14 protein-coding genes are annotated in these 22,948 nt (G+C 44.0%); 2 read left to right on the top strand and 12 right to left on the bottom strand.

The window, feature by feature from the left end; genetic code table 11:
• Window positions 1-200: 200 nt before the first annotated feature.
• The gene (locus L3V32_RS10065) at window positions 201-1,916 is read left to right on the top strand and encodes an EAL domain-containing protein (protein ID WP_046876184.1); all 1,716 of its coding nucleotides are present in this window, start codon (window positions 201-203) and stop codon (window positions 1,914-1,916) included.
• 94 nt (window positions 1,917-2,010) lie between these two features.
• Window positions 2,011-2,478, top strand: a complete 468-nt coding sequence (locus tag L3V32_RS10060; protein ID WP_065646580.1) for a GNAT family N-acetyltransferase — start codon at window positions 2,011-2,013, stop codon at window positions 2,476-2,478.
• 91 nt (window positions 2,479-2,569) lie between these two features.
• Here the strand turns inward: L3V32_RS10060 and queD are convergent, their stop codons facing one another.
• From queD to L3V32_RS10000, 12 genes are all read right to left on the bottom strand, one after another.
• Window positions 2,570-2,941, bottom strand: coding sequence for a 6-carboxytetrahydropterin synthase QueD (queD, locus tag L3V32_RS10055; RefSeq protein WP_167394193.1), 372 nt, complete (start codon window positions 2,939-2,941; stop codon window positions 2,570-2,572).
• A 351-nt stretch (window positions 2,942-3,292) separates the two neighbouring features.
• Complete coding sequence (locus L3V32_RS10050; protein WP_153904392.1) at window positions 3,293-3,454, bottom strand: hypothetical protein; 162 nt, start codon at window positions 3,452-3,454, stop codon at window positions 3,293-3,295.
• A 281-nt stretch (window positions 3,455-3,735) separates the two neighbouring features.
• A complete protein-coding gene (locus L3V32_RS10045; RefSeq protein ID WP_021453316.1) occupies window positions 3,736-4,287 on the bottom strand; it encodes a hypothetical protein in 552 nt (183 codons plus the stop codon).
• A 42-nt stretch (window positions 4,288-4,329) separates the two neighbouring features.
• The gene (locus tag L3V32_RS10040) at window positions 4,330-14,787 is read right to left on the bottom strand and encodes a PLxRFG domain-containing protein (RefSeq protein ID WP_237284208.1); all 10,458 of its coding nucleotides are present in this window, start codon (window positions 14,785-14,787) and stop codon (window positions 4,330-4,332) included.
• Between the two features lie 90 nt (window positions 14,788-14,877).
• A complete protein-coding gene (locus L3V32_RS10035) occupies window positions 14,878-16,629 on the bottom strand; it encodes a hypothetical protein (RefSeq protein WP_237284207.1) in 1,752 nt (583 codons plus the stop codon).
• A gap of 11 nt (window positions 16,630-16,640) precedes the next feature.
• Window positions 16,641-16,910: a hypothetical protein gene (locus L3V32_RS10030; protein WP_237284206.1), complete on the bottom strand. Its 270-nt coding sequence runs from the start codon at window positions 16,908-16,910 to the stop codon at window positions 16,641-16,643.
• Window positions 16,911-17,417 (bottom strand): hypothetical protein, encoded by a 507-nt coding sequence (locus L3V32_RS10025; protein ID WP_021454673.1) that lies wholly within the window; start codon window positions 17,415-17,417, stop codon window positions 16,911-16,913.
• A gap of 19 nt (window positions 17,418-17,436) precedes the next feature.
• Window positions 17,437-18,114 (bottom strand): hypothetical protein, encoded by a 678-nt coding sequence (locus L3V32_RS10020; protein ID WP_237284205.1) that lies wholly within the window; start codon window positions 18,112-18,114, stop codon window positions 17,437-17,439.
• On the bottom strand, window positions 18,107-18,460 hold the full coding sequence (locus L3V32_RS10015) for a hypothetical protein (RefSeq protein WP_127891400.1): 354 nt from the start codon (window positions 18,458-18,460) through the stop codon (window positions 18,107-18,109). Before L3V32_RS10015 ends, L3V32_RS10020 begins: the two co-directional genes overlap by 8 nt.
• A 125-nt stretch (window positions 18,461-18,585) precedes the next feature.
• Complete coding sequence (locus L3V32_RS10010) at window positions 18,586-21,003, bottom strand: hypothetical protein (protein ID WP_237284204.1); 2,418 nt, start codon at window positions 21,001-21,003, stop codon at window positions 18,586-18,588.
• On the bottom strand, window positions 21,004-22,614 hold the full coding sequence (locus tag L3V32_RS10005) for a hypothetical protein (protein ID WP_237284203.1): 1,611 nt from the start codon (window positions 22,612-22,614) through the stop codon (window positions 21,004-21,006).
• On the bottom strand, window positions 22,614-22,838 hold the full coding sequence (locus L3V32_RS10000; RefSeq protein ID WP_020840883.1) for a hypothetical protein: 225 nt from the start codon (window positions 22,836-22,838) through the stop codon (window positions 22,614-22,616). The genes L3V32_RS10005 and L3V32_RS10000 overlap by 1 nt, the downstream gene beginning before the upstream one ends.
• Window positions 22,839-22,948 lie beyond the last annotated feature (110 nt).

The raw sequence follows: 22,948 nt of genomic DNA, 5'->3' as shown, positions 1-22,948 counted from the left end.
TGAATATCGACGAAACCCGAGCCGCCGCTCGGGTTTTTTATACCTCATTAACTATGAATAATGGGTTGCTACGCCCAGCATAAAAAAACCTAAAACCTTGAATATATCCAATTATTATGGATATCCCCGTAAAAAATCACATCCCTCTCCTAGCTTTATTGATAACGTAGCCAAAAATTAAACTTGGAGCACACCAACACATGATTAGGTTTGAAATTGGAAACCAAATCTGCGTTTGCTTGTCCGAAAACGAAATATCTTTAGAGCTCAATCAATCACTCCACCACTCCATTCCAGTCAACCCAAATGAGTACGCCATTCTGTCAACCATCGCCAAATACGGCAGCTTAAATACGCCAATTAGCCAGCGATTGATAGAAAGCAAAATCACTCAACAATACAAAATGACACTGCCTGAAAATGGCTTTAAAAACGCGGTGGCCGCTCTAAGAAGGAAATTTCGCAAGCTCACGGAAGAACACGTAACCACAAAAAAAAATATTATCGAAAATATTCACCGGACCGGATACTTCATCCCTTTTACTATGCAAAACAACCATCAGAATGGCATCGACCATCAACATAAGATCAATCAGTACACAACAAACAGCCTTGGCAAAGCCCTTCGTATTTGTCTGCGTAATAAAAAGATCTATTCAGATACGCTGTGGGTCGTGTTGATCACAGCGATCATTTTCTTTGCCATCTGTTATTACGCGATAAACAGCATTGTGAAACATAATTATCTGGATAACGCCTTCGAAATTGCAGAAAACCTTTCCCAAAAGAGCTGCTTTGCTGATGAAAGAGAATTGAAGTCGCTCTTTGATAATGTAAAGCTGGTGGAATCGAGCATGATGCTGGACCGTTTCAATATCCGGTGTTTAGTCACCCCCGAAACCGTTGTCCCTGTCAGCAAAAAAGCATTTGAAGAGTGGAGTAATAATAGCAATTATACGACCCAATCATTTGACTTGAATAACGCGACCGTTTTGGTTCGTGTCAAAAACATTAACTTATCCGACAACGTTGAAAATCATATTTCGCGTTTTTTTCTTTCCGGCATGAAGCTATCAACCAATACAGGGACCTCTTTAGAAATTGGTAACACCAATGAACGCTTTTTCAACTATCACGTGAAGAACAGCGGCTATAAAGAGGTGTATTACATCTCTGGCCCGTTTCAAAGCATCATTTTATTAAGCTTGCTGTTTCTCATAATACTGCGTCATCGCTCCCTACAAGCCTTTATGGCTTATTTGTGTGCAATTCGACAATTTAAAATCAAACTGGAGCCGATTTATGACACTTCAGCGCAAAAGATTGTGCATTACGAAGCGCTCTCGCGGTTTAAGGTAAAAAATACGCAACGGTTTATTGAAACACTGATCCGCAATGGACTGCTTCTTACTCATACCTTACTGGTGATAGAGTCCATCTATACTAAGCACAAAGCGCTGCCTATTCCTATCAGCATCAATATTTGTCCTTCTTTGCTGCGAGGACGCAACTTTTCAATCCTACACAGAGAACTATCTAACCGAGATTGTCGTTTGCTGACGATTGAAATCACGGAAAATGCATCGATGTACTATACCTCCGAGATTTATGGCAATGTCGCGAAACTAAAAGCACTGGATTGTAAAATCAGTATCGATGATTTTGGCACCGGCAACAACAACGTGTCGCTCATCAGTAAAATCAATCCAGATTATTTGAAAATAGATCGGGAGTTTGTGATTGGTTTAAAGTCGGACGATAAGAAAGTGGAAACGTTGCGTCAGTTAATCGCCATGGGAAATACGTATCGGTGTACCGTCATTGTTGAAGGCGTAGAAACCGCCGATAGCGCTCACTTACTCACAACATTAGGTGCCTATATTCACCAAGGTTATTATTATCCTCTGCATTTCTAGCTTTTCTTAACCTCGTGAGTTACTTAAACTAGAGGGAATACTCTATTAAAATTCGTGGCGGCATGAGGATATGCCGCCAATTTGTGGTTGAACGATGATTGCTATTAAACCCACCAAACTGAAAGATTTTTCGAGTTTGATGCAATTGGATGTGCAGGAAGAGCAGAAAGGATTTTCTACGCCGTTTGAAGTGGCTTATCAAAAACGCAATAAGTCTGAAGCGTTCTTTACGATTTATTCTGACGATCTATTAGTTGGCTATCTTGTTATCGATAAAGGCTTCTCCCAACATGCGCCCTTTGCCAAAAGGCACGAACTGGGGCTCAAGTACTTGATGGTTGATCAACGTTTCCAACGCCAAGGGGTTGGGAGTGAAGCGTTACGCAAACTGTTCGTTTACGCGTATACCATTGACCCTGAAAGCAACTCTCTTTGCGTCACTGTGCCACAGAGTCAGCAATACGCTATCAGTTTTCTTGATGCGTGTGGATTCATCAATACAGAGAAAACAACGTTTGGTGAGAACGAAAAAGAGTGGATTTTACGTCATCCACTGAGCTAGCAAGAAAAGTATAAAAAATTAGGGAATATCCAGATACAACAAAGGCAAGCTCATGGCTTGCCTTTGTCTTCAATGCTCAATAAAAAGTGACTTATTCACCTTTGTAAATACAACCGGCTGTGCACGTCTCTTTGATTTCAACTTTACTTAGCAACGGTAAACTTGGCTTAAGCTGTTGCCAAATCCATTTTGCTAGCACTTCGCTCGTCGGATTCTCCAAACCTTCAATGTCGTTCAGGTAATAATGGTCTAAACGATTGTAAATTGGTTTGAATGCCGCTTTGATTTCAGCGAAATCCACTACCCAACCAGTATGCGGGTCTACCTCACCTTCTACATAAAGACGAACTAAGAAAGAGTGTCCATGCAAACGACCACACTTATGGCCTTCAGGTACATGTGGCAAGTGATGTGCCGCTTCGAACATAAACTCTTTGTATATTTCTGACAAATGGGATGACAACTTTATAAACCTCTGTTTTATATAGATTTTTACAGCATTCAAATAGTGCGAACATGAACTCATATACACGCCTATATACACACTGTATTTTTTCGTGCTCCCCGATATACACACAAATCGGCGTGATTTAAGAAAAGGATCGGGCAAACACGAAACGATAATGTGGTCATTATCGTCGGCTAAGAGGCAATGCGCAAGTGAGTTAAACTGATATACACAACATCCGGCCAGCAGCTATATACACACCAAAAAGCACAAAAAAAGGGAGCACTTTCGCGTTCCCCTTTAATCAATAAATTAGAATCATATCTATCAGAGATAGTGGCCGGATTGCCACACAAAGCATATCTGTTACGACTCTTCTTTATTGCTATTGTTGATAAACTTGGCTGCTTCAAGCAGCTTGGCCGCCTTCATTACTGTTCGCTGAATAAACTCCTTCGCAGCTTCATCCAAAGCTTCACATTCCATAAGCGTAGCGACCACTCTAAGGTCATTTGACGTATATTTCATTTTTTTCTCCTTAAAAGCCGAGTGGTTTACTGTCAAATAATTTACCAAAGAATTAGCAAGTTCTAAATAATGAAAAACAAAAATAGATTGGCTACCGATATAAGTGAAATTACTTAACGAAATATGCATCTAATTTCGCGAATTTCATAACAAATCGGAAACGCGCATAAGCTACCAAACCACTGTTCATATATCCAGTTCTTTATAGCTATTTAGAGGTATTTTTTTATACATATTTGATAAAAAGCAAAAAGCCGCAATTTAGCGGCTTTTTATGGCATTTAGATGTTTCTTAGCGCTCTGGAACGGCATATTCTTCGAATTTCGGCTATTGCTGCGCTGGTGGAATCACCCTTAATTTTCTCGTAGATACAGTCATCGGTTTGGGCTGCAATTTTGGCTTGAGCCTCTTCTATCTGACGCTCAATTTTGTCGCGATCAAGGTTAGTAACCAAATCACCATGAACACCCAACTCAACCTCATAGAACTTGCAAACCTTATACTTTTCGATTTGCTCTTTTAGCTCCACCTCACGCATTGCACTATTAAAGTCAAGTTCCGACTTACCAAAGCCATGCATTTCAGCAACTTTGGCTCTGCCATATTCAAGCGCTTCTTCATCCGACAAACCATTATCAACACCTTGCGCAACATTGATTTTAAAGTCACGCGAGTACAGTTTGCTCTCCATCAAACGTGCATAATGATAATCATACGGGTTTCGTTGTTCCGTTACCGTCGGGCAACGTGGTAGTTGCGCTGCGGTGGCGCACGACGCGCCACCAGCTAAACCCAAAATCATTGCTGTTAAAATGCTTTTACTAGCGATCATTTTAGATCTCTCCATACTTCTTTTCTAAGCACTCCATTAATGCTACCAACTCTGTTGCTCTTGCAGCAACTTCATATATTTTTGATTATAGTGCGCACCATTCTGTGATTTACTCGCCATTTTGAAATGTTGCTTCACCGAACGGCTTAAAACTTCGTTGGTGATCGGGTTTTGTCGGCCCCATTCCGAGCGGTTGAACTCACGGATATTGTTAAGCACGCTTTTACGTCCATCATTGTCCTTAGTGCGTACCGCCAGCCAGTAAGCATTCATTAAGCTTTGACGACGGCGAGTAACTTGACGTTCGTAGCCTTTCAATGCGCTGTTTGAGTCGTACTGCTGAACAAGTCGAGCCGGAGTAAAACCAAGCGCTTGTTGAGCATGTTCAAACAATGTCACATCATCAATGATAATTTCACCATTTCGGTTTGTGACAGTGCCACCTTCTGAAGCGTATCGCGCAGTTCTAAACACGTCCTTAATCCATTTTGGAGTCATGTATTCTACGCCGCGCAAATACTGGCCTTCTGTCATGTAGTCCAAACCACGCGCCCAAGATACAGCAATACCAAATGATGCACCTGCCGCCTGTTGAAGAATGTTTTCAGCAACACCAACGCTATCTTGTGCGTCTGATTCTTGTACCCAAAGGCGAAGCAAATCAATGTTGATTCGGCTTGAAACGCTAGGCATTGAACCGTAGTACAAGCCTTTCGCAATATCTTCACCGAACGTCTTAGCAAGTAGCGATTTTAGCTCTGTCTCTGCATCCCAAGGCTCATTGTCATCACCTGCCACTGCATAGGCCATATTAGCAATTGCCGCGATTGTAGCGACTGGTAGAGCGTTTAGACCGCCAATGGCAAACGTAACTGCAAATGTGCCAAGCAACTGCTTACGCGCTTCCTTTCTCACCTCTGGCGTTTCGCCCTTAATTGAATCAAAGAAACGGCTAAACAAGTAGTAAGTCATGTTTTGGCTGTACTGCTTGAACTGCAATGCTACCGCCGCAACGTCACCTTGCATGAATCGAGCGCGGTTACGGCTCGAATAGTCAAAGTGACTATCCCAAGTCGCTTTAGTTGCGTAATCAAGTGACTCTTGTTTGCTTAGTCCGTTCTTCTTCGCCATACGGTAAGCAGTGATAAAACAAACCTCACGGTTCATTACTTCGGCCCAATGGAAAGGCGCACCGATTAGTTGCTGTGCTTTCGCCCATTTACCCGTATAGTTTGACGACTCTTGCTCTGCCATACCTGTTAAGTCGGCCATTTGAGTTACGTCGATAGCACCAATTTTGATCGCGTGGCGTAACGCCTCTCTCTCTTCTTGGTTAAGTACGTCTCCCAAAATGCCGTTGGTCATGTCCATATCACCACGCAAGCCAGCTTTTGATTTTTTAGCAACGAACGTCTTAGCAAATAGGCCCGATAGACTTGCCATTTCCGACGCTGTTTCCTTAAAACCAAAACGTGAGCCAATGTAAGGCAAAGCAATCTGCCAGTTTTGGGATAAGTTGATCATCGCTGACGCTGGTGAAATACCGATTTGCCAGAAGAACCCAAAACCAGTTAGCGCTTGCGCCCATTGTGCGCGTTGTGGGTTCATCATCCATTCGTGACGCTTAACCATTTCGTTATACAAGCGTGACGCCGAAACGTTATTGCTCTTATCCGTAGCAATCTTCAATTCTTCCATTAGATCGGTAAAGCGCTTCTCTGTTTCTAGTCGCGCTTGTTGGTTCGCTTGGCGAACACCCTGATCTGCTAGCACACGAGCCGCATCTTCTGAATAACCAGCCACACCTTTACGGTGAATGAATGATTTACGAATTGAACGATCAGGCATGGTTTGCAAATACATTTGGTAGATTTCATCAGTTAACTGATCTTTCACCTTGTCGTTAGTTTGCGCACCTGAGATCGCCTTAATAATATCGCTCACGAATGACGCGCTAGCACCATTTAGGCCGCGACTCTCTTGGATTTTTAGACCAAAGCGCACTTGTCCAACTTCTAAGTTCGCATTCTTATCATCCTGAACCTTGTAGCCAGCCGCCTGAAGCTTTTTAACGTCTTTCATCATGGCGTTTTCAGTCTCATACATTTGGAATACACGCTCACCGCTTGGGTCAACGGCATCGATCCAGTAGTTACCAAAACGCGCCAACGGAACATAGAAACCAAGGCGTGATTTTTCCATCATGTAACGATGGTAAGTGTTCTCACCTGCTCGTTTGTTACCAGCCATGGCAAGATCAGTAATGCGCTCTTCTAGCGCCTTATCCATTTCCTCGCGTTGACTAATGTAGTGATCGCGCACATCGGTAAAGACTTTTTGAGCATCTGGCGAAAGCTGTAGGAACTTCTCGCGTAATGCCTTGTGTTTAAGTCTTAGTTTCGGCTCGTTCTTAATCTCACGCTCTAGCGCTTGGCGTTCTTGCCAAATTTCAGAACCGCGCTTAGTTTGCGAACCGCCGTACTCTTGGTAAAGCTTCGCTAGTGTTTTGAGTAGCGCTTTCTTCTCATCAGTTTGGTCAACATACTCTTTTGACGGGTCAACATCGGCCAACGTCGCATCGTGCAACAAACTAAAGGTAGCTTCGGCGTCTTGTGGCTTATCCTTACGGAACTTATTCAAGGCATCAGCTTGTTTGTGAACTTTCTCAATCAAGTCTGTTTTGCGTGTAGTAAACAAATCTTTGTTGTTTACATACGACTCAAGAATGTTGCCAACCTCACGGCTTACTCGTTTTCTACCTACTTCAGCCATTTGGCGTAGGTTTAACAACGCCCAACCACCATTTTTAAGCGCATCAAACTGCTTGCTAATAAATGGAACGTTGATCTTGCCAAGCATTTGCTTGTAGAAACTCTCATTCTTCGCTGCCAACGCATCAGCAATGCTCACAATTGGATCGCCTTGCTGCGCCAAATCCTCATCCATGCTTGAGATTGTTTGGCTAAAGCGCACAACGTTAGAAAGCGTGGTCATTCCGTTAGGTTTTCGAAGGTCGCTATCCACGTTGTTGATCATGTTGCGCACTTCGGAAAGCGTGATTTTCTCTGCACTCAAAATGCCAGAACGACGCAATGCACCAAGCACCCAAGACAACACTTTGTCTAAGATTCGTTGAGAAACGCTAGACTCTGTTTCTGCAATCTTAGCGATCACCTCTTCCGCTTTTACGTCTTCCGGTGCGGTTCGATATGATTTATCAACCTCGGCAAAGATGCCTTTCAAAGAGTTAACGTTTCGTAGGCTGTTGACCTTCTTGGTTAACTGCGCTTGTTGAGCAACGTCTAGGTTTGCGTATAGGCCATTGTGAGCAATAAACTCATGGCGCAAAGTGCGGCGAACGTCAGCAACGTTTTCCAAGTTTTCTGCCACCAGCACAACACGGTTATCACCGGACAACCATACGCCTTTAACAATCGCATTGGATTCAGTTTCAACCAGTTCATGCAGATCGGCCATAGTTGGCACAACTATTACATTCGCACCTTTCAAACCGTCGTATTGGTTAATCCAATCTTGAGCGGCTTGAGTAACCTTTTCAGGCGATAGGCTGGTGGAAGGCTTTTTGTTGACTTCGCTGGCCTTGCTGAAACGAATATCGTCGTACTGATCGTTCGCTGGTTTTTCAATGACAATAATCTTTGTTGCTACGTTCGTAGGGTTCAAGCTGTTCTTGAATGCGCCAGCGTCTAGGTTGATCTCTTCTGCACCAACTTCATCTAGGTAACGACGGAAGTTTTTATTTGTTGTGTTGCCACGATTACCAGCCATTGAGCTAGTGATAGCAACCAACTTACCGCCATCTTTTAGCATCGTTAGCGCATGGTTGATGTGGTGAATATCTGCATCGTTACTAAATGGAGGATTCATAACAATGCGGTCATAGATTTCACCAGCGTTATATTCCAAGAAATCACCAGCAACAACGTTGTGCCCCTTCTCTTCAAGTAATTCGCTTAAAGTGAAAGCAAGTTCACCAACATCAAGATCTACGCCATTTAGAGCTGCAATTTGATCGGCAATGTGACCCATACCAGCACTTGGCTCTAGCACTTTCATACCTGGTTTAATATCGGCTAAATCAATGAGCTTTTTCACTTCTGCTTCAGGAGTTGGGAAGAAGTCATTAAACGCATTACGGTTACCGCGTACAGTTTCCTCAATCTTCTCTGTGAGTTTTTGTAAGCGTGTTTTTTCTTTCTGCGTTGACATTTTTCCGTTGTTCGCTTGCTCATATTCACGCAAGGCTTGGCGCAACGTGATATCGCCTTTAATACCCATGCGAATTAAGCGATCTTGCGACTTGAATAACTCGTTGATGTGCTCGACACGGTAAACAGTGTTTGATTTGCTACGCGCTAGCTGGCGCAATTTAGGAATAACTTTATCCCAACGCGCACCATTCAAGTTAACGCTCTCGTGCTCCTTCAAGCCTTTAATGTTTGCTCGAATAGATTTAGCCGTCATCTTGTAACCGTCTAGGTTTTCGATTTCTCGCGCAATGTATTCAAGTGACGCTGGCGTACTCTTCGGCGCTGGAAAACGAACGTAACGAGCAACCTGATTAAACTTAGTTTCTGGTTTTAAATGCCAGTTGCCTTTCTGATCTCGATACGCTAGTTTTTCTCGAACATCTTCAGGCATATCCCATTTAACACGGTTCATAACGCTTGTTAGTTCTTCAAGCTGGCTGATATCAGTCAAGTTGCCTAGCAGTAGGAACTCGCCAGATTCAACGCCATCGGCAATCTTACGCAAGATATTAGCTTGCGCCTCTTGCTTATCTGCTCGTGCCGCTGCGCTTGCTGCCATGGCTGCGCGACGAGAAGTATTAGTCAAACGCTGTGCGTTGTTTGACTCATCAGCTTTCGCCTGTAGTGATGCCGCTTTTTCGCGTAGAGCTTCAACTTGCTTCTCTTTTTTCGACTTCGTTTTCTCTTGATCGCGTTGTTTAACTCGTTCGCTTTGATCAACGTTCAAGCCGCCCATTACAGATAGGAAATCATCACGCGCTTGTTCAGATTTAAAGTCAAAACGAGCTGGCAAGTTTTTAGGTTTGTAAGCTCGTGCGTACCAACCGCCTAGCTGTTTCGCCTTGGCTCTCATATCGTTGAAAGTATCGCTATCAACTTCGCTAAACGCAGCGCCATAGCGTTGTTCACCTTTAGCTTCGTTGAGAACATCGACCTTGCTCAACTCGATAGTCCCGTCAGTTTCAACGGCCTTAACTTCAGCTTTTCGCTCTAGTTCGCGCTTTTCTTGCTCTGCTAGTTTGCTTAACTGATTTTCAGTGTATAGACGGTCAAACTCGGCTAGCTGCTGGTCATTGAAAGCATCAATAGTGCCGCCGTTAGCTTGTGCGTAGGCTTGGAAATCATCAAGTGTTTGAGGATTATCAAGAGCCTTTTTCTTGCGCTCGGCTTCCTGCTCACGCTCGATTGCTTGTTGTTTTCGTTTCTCAGCAAGCTTGTTGTAGTCAGCATCACTCATTTCAGAAAGAATGTTGCGCATAGCTGAAGGTGATTTAACTACAAACATTCCACCATCAGACTGAATAGCAGCAAACTGGTTGCCGATATCTTTAACCGCTCGCTTAACTAGATCGTCTTTACGCAAGCTTGTATCAATCCATTGGCCCATTTGAGCAAAGAAATTGCCGATAGCTGGCTTCGTGAATTGGCTAAATTCTTCCTCTAAAGCCGGAACATCATCAATGTAGTTATCGATCAGCTCAATTGCCTCTTCCTTGGTGTACTCGCCACTTTGAAGCGCGTTGATAGCTTTTAGATATTCACGCGCTCCACTTGGGCGAGAACGGCCTTTTTTAGCTTTAGACGCATCAGTTTCGTTGCTGGTGGCCTTGCTAGATTTTAGTTTGCTTCCTTTTGGTGGCGTTGGCTCTGGCTTCTCGTCACTCAGATAGCTTTTTGCTAAGTCGATTGCTTTTTGGCGATCTGATTGATATTGGCTAGTGATCCAATTGCTGAATGAATACAAGTCGTGCGTATCCGCGCCAGCTTCTTCCATTGCTTTAGATACTGCTTTCCAAGCTGGTTCTAACTCGTAGCTCTTGACGCGATAAGTTGGGTTTTCTGCGTACTTATCTGATACAGCTTGAAGAGTATCAATGAGCGAAGGCTCTTGCTTATCTGCTTTTGTATTGGTTTTGCGCTCTTCTAATTTGGCAATATCACCTTCTAGTCTATTGATTAGTAGGCGCATGGCTTCGCCGTTCTCACCATTAGCAATACGAGCTTTGTAGTGAGCGATCTCAGCTTGTTTGTAGTTGATTAGCGCATCCAGCTCTTCAACGGTTGGATTAGACAAATCTTTAAATGGAGGAACCTTGGCCGGAATCTCTGGAATTTCCACATCGGAATCCGCATCTTCACCAAAATCTAGGTTCAAATCTTCCCAAGAGTTGGCGTCTAGGTGGCCTTGGTTTTCGTTGATAAACTTATCCCAAACCGCTTCGTTACCGCCTTTCGCTCGGTACTCTTTCCAGACTTCACCAAGCTCGTTGTAAGCATCTTGTTCGGCTTTTTCTGCTGTTCTTAGTCGGCTTTGTGCTGCTTTAACTCGTGGATGTGCCATATCAACACCACTACGATCCGTAGAATGTTGCATTTCAACTTCATCTAAGTTCTCTTGAGCTGCTTCAACTTTCTTTTGAGCTGTCGAGATTTTAGAGAGTTTGCCCTTAGCTTTACGGCTGATTGTGGCCGGAATCGCTTTTAATTGTGTAGGTTTGTTCTCAGCTTTTTTCGCCGTAGAGTCGCGCTCTGACTTCACTCGTTCAGATAAGTGGCGATCAGCATAATCACGCAGATACTTATCAAACTCTTTATGCTGTGAAGAAGTTAGATCGGCACCCTTTTTAATTCCGTTTTCGTCTCGGAACTCCGCAATACGATGAGTGATCCAAGACATATAGCCAGCATTGCTATTGATAGCTTCAAGCTCTTCCGCTTCCAAAGTATCTAAGTACGCTTGATAACGTGGGTTATCTGCCTTACCTGTTTTTGCTTTAGCAAAGCGTTCTTTTGCAATTGTCTGATTTACGTCTTTAGCTTTCTCTGGAGTGGTAATGCCTCGACGCTCAGACTCAAGCTCTGAACGTAACCATTTAAGATCCTCAGTAGTGCCTTTGCCGTCTTTGATTTTGTTTAGACGACCTAAACGAGCGGTAGCGCGTTGGCGAGAAAGGTCACTGTCACTTGCTTGGTATGCCTTCTTAGCGTCGGAAATCTCGCGATCCAAACCTTCCAGCTCTTCATCACTAAGTAGTGCGTCATATTTTGATAAGCGAGTTTTCAGAACGTCACCAAAGCGGAGCAAATCACCTAGCTTGCCAGTAAAGTAAATCTTGCCTGCTGAATTGATATATTCCGCAGCATCTTGCAAAACATTCATTTGTTCAGGCGTAGGCATTTGACCGCGATCAAGGCGTTGCTCAACACTAGGCCAAATATCAACGGCTTTCGCTGTCTTTTCGCGTTCTTCGACTAAAAGTGATTGGTCAACAACACCTTTGCTTTGGGCTTTTTCTGCTTCGCTCTGAAGGTAAGATTCATTGCTTTTTACAATAAGGCTTACATATTTATCCGCTGCTTGATTAGCTTTTCCAATAGCATCCATCAAGCGCATATCGCTACCTTTGCCATAGTCAAAAGTAGTAACCGGTTCCTCTTGTTCCGCTAGTCGGATTTGTACCTGTTTAAGCTCTTTATCTTGAGTGATGTAAACCGATCTCTCGCCAATAGTTGCGTTCCACTTTTCGACTTTAGGCGTCAACGTTGTGGTATTACCGCTGCGCTTAACGTCCACTCCATCAATACCTTGACCTATTTTAAGGGTAGGTTTCTTGGCTTTTTTGCTATCAGCTTGAGCGTTTACTTCTTTGTTCAACCAGTTCAGATCATCTTTTGTACCCTTGCCTTCCAAGATGTTCTTGATGCGTTGTTCACGGTTAACTTTCTGACGGCCTTTGATTGCGATTTCAGCTTGAGCTTTACCAAGTTGACGGCCAAGCTCTGAACGTTTTGCAGCTTCACCAGATTGGTAAACATACTCGTCGCCAGTCTGTGGCAACTCTTCACTGTATGACTCAACCTCTTGAGACTCGCGCTTATCAAATTTCTTTTGAATACGAGCATTGCGATTAGGTTGGCGCTGTTCGACCTCTTGGATTAATGTGGAAATAGGCTCTTGAGCAACTATATAAGGCGCACGATAACGCTCCTGCTCTGTTTCTATAGGATTTAGGTCATATTCATTCGCTAGCTTGGTGAATCGCTCATCACGATTAACGTCTTTAGGATTAACGTCAGACCATCGATCAAACTCAACTTGTGGCGCGTCATAAACTCGTTGATTCTCGATACCCGTTGCTAACGGAGTAACGTCACGCTCACCGTTTGGTTGATGTCCACCAGCAAACGAGTTGGTTTGAGCTTGTTGTCTCATACCTTGAAGAACACGCGCCTGATTACGTTGAAACTCTGGCGTTTCCTCAACGTTTGGTTGATAGCCATTGGTTCGAATGCCGCGATTCTCAAGTTGCTGTTGAGCATTGCGCTCTTGAGCTTGCTGATCACGCAGAAAACTCTCTTCATCAGTTGGGCGTAACTGATCGACTTGTTTTAGCTCTTCGGAGTTAATGACACGCTGCAAAGCGCTGATCGCTTGCTCTTGGCTCATGCTTCCGTCACGACGCGCTTTTGCAATCTGAAGCACTGCTGCTGGCGAGATTTCCATGGCGCGTTGCAAGCCTTGTTTAAAGTTTTCGTCTTGCGCTGCAATTTCATCGACAAAACCAAGCTCACCACGTTGAATTGATTGGCTCAATTCAAACTTATCTCGTTGAGCATCTTGAGAATGGTATAGCTCTGAATCTGCCATTACTTCGCCAGTTTCAGGATCAAACATTTCTGCTTGAGCAAGTTCATTATCAACTGGTGATTTTTGTTTCTGTCCAATAGCACTCAAGAACTCATTGTAAATTGAATTCATTGAACGCTGCGCCGCTTGACGTTCTTCAATGGATAGATCTGTATTAAGAGTTGCCAAGTAACGGCTCATGTCTTGACGCAATTGCTTCGCGTAATCATTGCCTCGGTCTTGTTTTTCCCAAGTTTTGATTGCGCTGACAGCTTGCTGGCCGTCACGGATTAGATCGGCATGATTGTCTGAAGAGAACAGATTAACAGGCGCTTGCTCTTGCTGTTTTGCAGCTTCAGAAATTGGTTGTTGTGGTTGCGCTTGCTGTGGCTGTACTGGTTCCGGCTGTTGTGGCTCAACACTTTGTTGTGCTTCCGCTTGATCTTCCGTTGCGTGACGCTCTGCTGCTGGTGGCACTTTACCCATTGCAGCACCTAACGCTTGATGTGCTAAAGCCGTAGATTCGTTAGCATCAAAGCCCATAGAAAGAGCGCGGTTCTCAATCTTCGGTCTTAGAAGAGCCTCAATCTCTTGATCTGTTTTACCAACCGAGCGCAATTGCGAAATCACTTCTGGATTGATCGCTTGTTCAATCTTGGTTTCAAAGTTACGACGACGGTAACGACCAGCCACACCACTAGGCGCACCAAAACCACCACCGATCAAACCACCGACTAAACCAGACTCAAGCGCAGCCGCGCCAACGCCTTCGGAGTTGTCGCCTTCAACGTCCATCTTTTCGTTGGTATGAACGTTAGAGCGGTATTGTTCAACGCCACCTTGTACGGCCTCGGTGCCACCTTCAGCAAGTACACCTTTACCAATAGCACCTTTGATTGTTTTGCCTAAACTACCTTTTAGCAGTTTAACCATTGCCTGATCACCTACCGTTTCACCGATCAGGTTGACCATGCCTAGAGTAAGGTCGGTTTTAATCGAATCTCCAACCTCTTGGGCCAATCGAGTACGAGCGTTGTTTAGCGCCTCTTCATCAGAGATATTCTTATCCGCTTCTTCGGCCACATAACGCTTGAACTGTGGAGAATCCATTAATTCGTGATAAGGAATGTTCTCGATTTCTCGTTGAACATTTAAGGCTTGACCACCGTTACCAGCCGCCAAGTTTAGAAGTGCGTTAGTACCGACATTGGCACCTTGGGACACCGCAGCGCTTCGACCTGCCATTGACGCTGCTTTACCTGCTGCACCTGCTGGCAACATGGTTACAGCCATACCACCAAGCACATTAGATGCTGTGCCTAACCATGTACGCCAATCTTTAGCACCTTCGCCAAAGCTCATATCATCATTGATGATATCTTTCGCCATGGCTTCGCGCATTTCAGGCGATAAGGTTTCGTATTGCTCATTAGCCCAATTCTCTAATGAGCTTGCTGCCTTTTCTGCACCAACGAAATTCGCAGCACCAGCCAAAGTTTGCAAAGCGCCTTGTTGAGCCATATCAACAACGTCACCAAACGTTGATGTGTTTTGATTGCGTTCCCTTTCCTCAACTAGACGCATCGCCTCTCTGAAATCCATCGGTATCCCCTCTTATTCTGCATAGGAAATAGACAGGGGAAGTATAACCCCAACCGCACCGGTTGGGGATTTTTGTTTACGTTCGATGAATTAACGATTAGCCAAACCTAATGCCATGTAGCGTGCGGCTGGTGGCGCATTTTTACGCTGCTCTTCTACTCGTTGAGCCTGAGTTTTTAAGTTATCTCTGGCGTTACTTGTTAGCTTATCGGCTGCGCTATAAAAGCCACTATAGTTAAGCCAATCCATTGCCTGTTGTTGCTCTTCAGGACTCAAGTTCGCTGCCTTAATTGCTGCAAGCTTTTCTTGATAAGTTCCATCAGAGTTTAGGATTTCCTCTCGTAAAGCCTCTAACTCACCTTGATTTGACGGTTCACCTTCTGTCTGTCCGGCGGCCTTCTTCTCGCCATTGGTGAACTCTTGAGACTCGCTTATCAGCGTTTCATTAGATGGCTTTTTCTTGATGATATCTTTACTTTTAATCATCTCTTGAATAGCCTTATTTACCTGATCAGGCGTCGCGGCTGGTTTTTCCATTAGATAAGACTGAAGTTGCGCTTTGCTGCCCGCTTGGAACTCATAATCAGGATATGACTCAACAAACGCTTGCGCTCGTTTTCTTGCCATACTTTGCGCTTGTTCCTTGGTTAAGTATTGAGGATCATAACCTGTTAGTGGCAAATACATCATCGTATGACGCTCTAGTGCCTTCTCCCTTTCTCGATTCAAGCGATCAATTTCAGCCTGATAATCTTGTTCCTTATCGAACATATTGCGGTCAAGTTTGACAATCTGTTCGTCATACTTACTATTAATTCCGTTTTGTTCAGATAGCTGTTGCTTCGCCAATTGAGCCATTGAAGAAGATGAACCACTAGAGCCAGATCGACTAGAACGGCCTGAGCGACCACCATATACAACATTGCCATTTTCATCGAAGTTCAGAGATCGACCTGTTTGAAGTTGACGCCAGTTGTTCAACTCTTCACGGTTCAAATGCTGACGAGTATCAATCATGGTTTTCATTCGGTTACTAAACTCCGACAATGGCACAACTAAGATATTGTCATCTGGCTTGCTTGTTCGGTTTTGAGTAACCGGAACTGTGACAGTTTTGCCATTATCAAGAGTTAGATCTTGCTCAATAACTGCGCCACCGCCTTGAGTGATTCGAACTGCCGAAACTTTTCTCTCAACTATTTGATGTTGCTTACCATCCTTATCCGTGTAGATCGTAGGTAAACCTTTTGCCTTGGTGATTTCAGGCATCAATGTTTCCACTGCATTGATCAACATTGGGTCATTTTCTGCTGGCATTTCACCTTGTGCCATTTTGTTGAACAAAGTCGCCGCCTCACCTAAAGCCTTGCCAGCATCACTACCAAGAATGTTGTTCACATCAAATTGAGGGTTTTTAGCTACATAATCTGCAAACTCCGGCGTCTCCATTAAGGAAAAATCGCCGCTGGCAATCGCCTTATCAATCGCTGGAAGGAAGATTGTTTGAAAACCTTCTTGGCGTTCCATAAGTGTTTTCTTATGGTTATATTCTTCCTGTTGCTGCTTAAATGTAAGCTCTGCTTGCGCCCACTGCTTTTCTTGTTGTTTTCGGCTTTTGGCTTGCCAATCTAGATCATCTTTACGCTGTAACTTTTGTTGTTCTCGATCTTCAAGCCCTTGCTGCCAACGAATATCTTCTCGCTGTTGTAAGATTTTCTTTCGTTCTCGGTCTTCGTTGTGCTCCTGTCTCCACAACTCACGATCTTGCTGGCGGTTGTGTAGGTCAATTAATCCTGCACCAACTCGAACGCCTTCATTAAAACTACCAATAACGTTTGCCATGAAAAAAACCTCTAAAAAAACGACGCAGCTAGACCACCAAGAACGGCACCAATTGCACCACCAGCAACAGTACCAACGACAGGTACAACACTACCAATTGTTGCACCTAGAGTTGCACCAGTACCGATACCTGACGCAATACCTTGCTTGTATTGCTGTTTAAGCTGCTCGTTCACTTGTTTGCGCTGTTGCTCTTGGTTAGAAAGATTTCTATAAGTATCAAGCGAACTTCTCGCGTTATTTCGACCAATATCAATTAGACCGTATCCCATATTAGCCACCTACACTCCACCAACTGAGTTAATTAAGTTTCTGCTTCCTGACGAAACACCCGTCATTAATCCGACTTGTAAATCGTTTATGGCTTGGCGAGTGTTGTTATTAGTTGAAGCTAGCGCAAGCGCATTATTCATTTCCAAGTTTCGTTTTTGCTGATCAGTTCGAAGATCACCTAAACCATACTTTCTGGTTGCATTTGCAGCATTGATATTTGCTTGTTCTAAGTTCTTCGTGGCATTTGCGTTATTTCTATCTAACTGCTTATTTAACAAATTATCGGTCATAGCAAGATCGATAAGTTGATTCTCATATTGTTGGAAGCGCTTTAGATAATCTTCGTACTGCTTTCTCGTAAGATTCGCGTATATGTATTCAGGATTACCATAAGCGTTAACCATCATGTTTGAAAGATTATCGCTTTTAACACTGGCGGTTGGAGAGGTTGTGGCTGGCGCGGCTGAACGGCCAGTATTTGGATTGTAATAACCTAATTCACCCTCTTGAGGCATGATTATTTTCTCCTAACGTTTAACTTAAACCGTATGAACTAGCGCCGCCCATTGGCGCAAAGCCATCGTCTGATTTCATACTTTTGTAAGTATCTGGTTTGAAGTAATTACTTAATCCCTGTCCAGCGCTTGATAGCATCTCTTTGCCTGTATCGGTGCCAGTAAGTAAAGAGGCACCAGCGCCAGCAACCGCCGCCGGAATAGATACGGCGTTAGCTTCATCAATTGCAGCTTGGTTGGCCTTGCGCGCTGACGCCGCCGCAATATCGTTAAGCCCTGCCGTAGCTTGAGTCGCCTGACCTCGCCCCATTGCAACTACGTTTTGAAGATTGCCAGTAAAACGCTCGGTTACGTTGTGTTGGCCTTGCGCAGTAGTTTGTACCTCGTTGGCATTGGAGCCTGAGATTATGTCGTTTGAAGCGCTAGACGCCTTACCTGAACTTGGATTAAAGCCAGATGCCGACAATTGTTTTTGAGTCTGATTTACAGCCGAACTCGTTGCACTATTCGACGTTGTATTGGCCGCTCCTGCTATTATCTCGTAGTTTGCCTCGTCCCCCATTTTTTCGGTGATACGCATATATTCGTTTTCAATTGGAACAAACACCTCTTGATATCTATTCCACTCTTTAGCCGCCACCTCTGCTGCTGCAATCTGATCGGCAGTTGGTTTTGCTTTTTCTGGCCCTTTACCCATTGTTTACCAGCCTTTTCTCAAACCTGATTAAACCTTGCTCATTGTACCCTACTTTTTTAAATCCGTGAGCGCGCCAAAGCCTGTACACACCTGCTCTTCGAGCCAATGAAACAATCTTTTCTGCTCCCACATCTTTAGCAAGTTGATAGTACGCATTGATGTAATCTGATATGCCATGTCCGTTATCAGACCATCCAAAAACCACATACATAACTATCTCGTTATCTTCGTGCGTCACCTCCAAAACTGCGCCACAACGCTCACCAACAAACAAGTGTGCATCACCACTATCCAACTTACTGATCACCTCTTTCGGCAAATCCGGCAAATCATCACGACCAGCCACGTAAACAAGCTTTCTCACAAGCATGTAGATATAATTGTTGTGATCAACTTTAGCGAACCGCACTTTTTACCCCTGAACGATCTAGAGCACCTTAACAAAATGGCGCAATTCCAAAAGCACTAAACCTAAGCTTTGTAGGTGAGCACTAATCCAGATGAGTTCCACACATGCCAAGAATTGTTTTCATGGTTTCTTGCGCGCAAACTAACCTTATAAGCCTTACCAGCCGGAAGACTATGCCGCCAGATCGGTGAGTTTTGAGCGCTCATACCACCAACATCTTGACTATGAACAACCTCATCATTAATTAAAAAATCAAACCATGCACCGAACGTAGTCACATACACACTCCCCCAAACAACCTCACGATCCCAAGTAGCCATTGGAATATTTACTGAGTAGAGCGTCTGAATTAGTCCTGTAGTACTTTCTGTCTTCATAACCGTGTACGGATAAGGTTTTATTACATCACCAACGATCTGATTAACATTGAGACGACCTTGAATATCGCAAGAATCAGTAATCGTAACGTTCCTTAGCACACCAGAAGTCGCGGTAATTTTCCCCGAAACATCAGCATCAACCATTTTTGCCACACCAGCCGCGCTCACATAGAACTTGCTGTTCGGGTCATTAATCGTTGACGCTCGTAACGTTACGTTTGCGATCACTGTATTTGCTTGCACGCTTGTTGCCACTACATCGCCAGCAACCAGATCTCTAATGTCTGCAACCTTGATTGATGCAGTGTCGATTGCGAGTACATATTTTGGCGGAGCTGTACCAACTTGACCGCCGTTAACCCAATCCTGATAGGCTGGGTTTTTGATAGTGCCAAAAACCGGAACGATGCTGTTGCTACCTGTACCACCAGTATTCTTGTCGTAAGCGACTTTAAACCCTGCGTTCTTAACAACAAATTCTGCGTTTGCTGTGCTCGTATCAGTGGAAGACTTGGCTATAAGAGCAACACTAGCCGTCATTCCACCTATGCTTGTTTTAACGCCCCACAACGCAGAATAGCCATCATCAAGATCGGCCAATGCTTCACTAATCTGTGTGACTGAAGATGAAACGCCGTTAACCGTTGCATTAACTTTTCCAATCTCGGTACTAATCGCCTGATTGGTTTGCGTCTTTGTGTAGTAGTTCTTGGATAGATTCGAGCTAACACCGTCAATTGATGATTGCAGCGTCAAAGCAGATTTAGCAATGGCCTGATCGGTTTGCGCTTCAGTGTAATAGTTGTTGGCTAAGTTACTCTCAACCTCTCCAATTTTTGAAGACAATGAATTGGTTGCAATATTGATCGCCTTTTCAGTATCAACCCACGTTTTATAGTTGGTTGATAGATTGCTCTCAACTCCTTCAATTGACGCTGACAACGACGTATTTAATTGAGAAATTGCTGACGTTAGCTTGGCGTTCGTCGCGTAGTTTTGCTCAATGCTTGAAATCGAATCGCCTAACTGAGTTTCGAGATCTAACTTGGCTGTAGATATAGCCTTATCAAGCTCAACTTGAGTCGCAAACTCTTGGCCTACCTGCGCAAGAATTGACTCCCCATTAGACTGAATTTCTGACTTAACAGACTCTCTTAATGCCGATAACGCGCTATCAACTTCAACCTTCGTTGCGTACTCTCGTTTGATCTGAGCAAGAATTGATGTCTCGTTTTCCTCGATCTGAGAAGTAACCGACTCTCTTAAAATCGCCATTGCCTTATCGGTTTCAACTGCTGTGTAGTAGTTGGTTTCAATCTCGGCCCTTAATGTCCGGTTCTCTTCTCTGCGAAATGCGCTTTCCTTATCAACGGTTACAGCGTTTTGCATAGCTGCTTCCGCTAATAATACGTCGATATTCTCAATAGTTTCTGCGTCTGGAATGGATGAAAAATCAATGCCTTCTAATGCCTCCGGTAAAGGAATTAGTTCGGGATGTTCTTCCATCTCCTTAATGATCAGGTCAAGGTAATATTGAGGGTCAACAACGCTCTTTGCATGAGTACCATTAATTGAGTTAATCGCTGAACGTTCGCCTTTTAGGTTTACGAACTTGATCCAATAGTAATAATCACCCGTAGGCTCAATCGGCAATGACGCAACGCTAGACGGAGTTGTTTGCACCACAATAGCATTTGCAAATACGTTATCTCTTGCTTGATAAATTTCGGTGTAAGCATGGCCTTTATATGGCGCGGTATCCCACGAAAGCAGTGCGATACCAAAGCCAGATTTAACCACTAAGTTTTGTGGTGTAGTTGGCGTCTGAACTTCCTCACCAACAATCGGATCACCACTACCGCCGTCCGAACTTGGGATATTAATTGTGCTCTGTAATTTACCGTTTCTGTAGTCAGCAAAACCGAGCTTTTTCATATCTTCCCAAAGGACGGCTTTTTTGCCGCCCTCGCCACGCATACCGATCAACTGTTCCAAGTTGTCGGCAACTGCATCCATTACAGCGTCACTTCCTTTCTTGTGGGGAATAGATTGGAATTTACCCTTTAGCTTTTTGCCGCCTTGTAATGTACGAACTGCCATTTACCCGTAAACCTCTGCCATACTAGAAGCAATGATCACCTCTTCTAATATTCCAGTGCCATAAACTTCAAATTGCCATGAGTTGCCCCTTGCTGGTGGAATGCGTATAGGTCGATTAGTTAACGTACCTATCTCATAATCTTTGATGACGACTCCATCAACGATAATTTTCATTCCAACCAATGCCGGATCTTCCGCTCGGATATACAGCGTACTAAGTGTTGGATACATGGCGTAATACTCTTTAGAACGCCAAACATACGCTTTAGGTTGGCCCTTGTTCCATTCAGCCAATTTTGTTCCATCTTCGCTTCGAACATAAAGCGTACCTGTCACTAAGTCAGTAAATCCAAGGTTTGAACCTAGAGAATGGAACGTAATGCCACCCGTTTTAGGGTCGAATATGAACGACTTATCAAGCGCCTTTCCGTAAAAAGCCAAATACTTTCCATCGTAGTAGTAAGCTTCAATGGTTTCTGGCTCCAATGCTTCCCACTGCTTAGAGTCAATAATATCTTTGGTAATTAGCTCAACGTCTTGACCAGTGAACGCACAAAGGCCATGAGGAGACGCATAGATAATTAGGTTGTCGATATTTCTCATAGAGCGCTTGGAAACACACGCTTGCATAGACTCAAGCTTTCGCCCACTGATCGCATCACTGGTGATACCTTGGAACACCCAAGGGTAACCTTTCGTGCCAACCAATAGCATATTGCTCACTGATTCCATTGCTACGATTTCGTGCTCTGTTGTGAGCTGATAATCTACAGGCCATGCGTGAAGCAAATACGGCTCACTAAAACAAACAGTTCGGTCATAGCCACCAGCCATAATTCCGTTAGGCATTAGGGTTAAAAACCGTAGCTTTTTGTTAGGCATTTCGTATTTTTCACTTTCCAGCGGGAACCCAAGATCATCGGCTGACTTATCATCCACAAACGTATTTTGTGAAATCGGAATTTCCCCAACCAGATAGAAGTCAGAAACACCACCCTCTGTTGACGTTCTATAGATTCGACGTTTAGTGATATTGCCGGATAAAACACCTTCACTTTGAAATGTCAGCGTAACCGTACTCTCTGGGAACTTAATTTCAGCTTGATTGCTGATCGGAGATTGCGCCCCTTCCTCTTCTTGTTCGCTAACAAGCGTGTAGACATAAAAACGAGTTTCGTCGTCGGTTGCCTCGTCTTCTTCTGGTAGAGGATCAGGAGCATTTACTTTTGCTGTCACGCCATGCTCTGGCGCTGGCACTCCTAATGGATAAGAGTCAACGGGAAGATCACCAACACCATTAAATATCTGGTTATTGGTAACACGAACTCCGATATCACTTGTAAAATAAACACGGTTCCAAGGGTCACCAACAATTGGCGACACAACCACATCAACATCAGTTTTCCACTTGAACCACCAATCTAAAAACTTATAAACCGTTCTATGGCTTTCCGTTAAGCTTTCAGTGGTGTCCTTCAAGCCAAGGTAAGGCTGAAGGTTTCCAACCGGAAACTGACAATCTACCGCTTTTGTAGCATATTCATTTGGTAGGAGTCTCGGCGTCTGTTTTGGCCGTTCTCCAAAGAAAGTAGCGACGTTAATTCTAGGCATTATTTACCTGCTCTCTCTTTGTAATCAGCAACGGCTTTCAAGCCAGCAACATCGGCCTGTAGAGCGCTTATATCTTGGCGAATATCTTTTACATCAGTGCCAATGTTTTGTTGAGTCGTCTCGATACTGTTCAAGCGATAATTCATCACATAGCCAGTCCCAACTATCGAAGCACACAACATCACAACGCCTAGTGGATTGTTGTTTAGTAACTTCTCTAACATCTTTCGCCCCTTTCAATTCGGGGCACTTTCGCACCCCGTCATAAACTGCAATGCTTGACCAATAATAACTCGGAATAAAAACACTTTCTCGATTGAAAACAAAAATCACC

The organism is Vibrio sp. J2-4, assembly GCF_021728155.1.
GTDB classification, from domain to species: domain Bacteria; phylum Pseudomonadota; class Gammaproteobacteria; order Enterobacterales; family Vibrionaceae; genus Vibrio; species Vibrio diabolicus.
The sequence above is the reverse complement of the archived record's forward strand: the minus strand, read 5'-3'. Positions and strand labels throughout refer to the sequence as shown.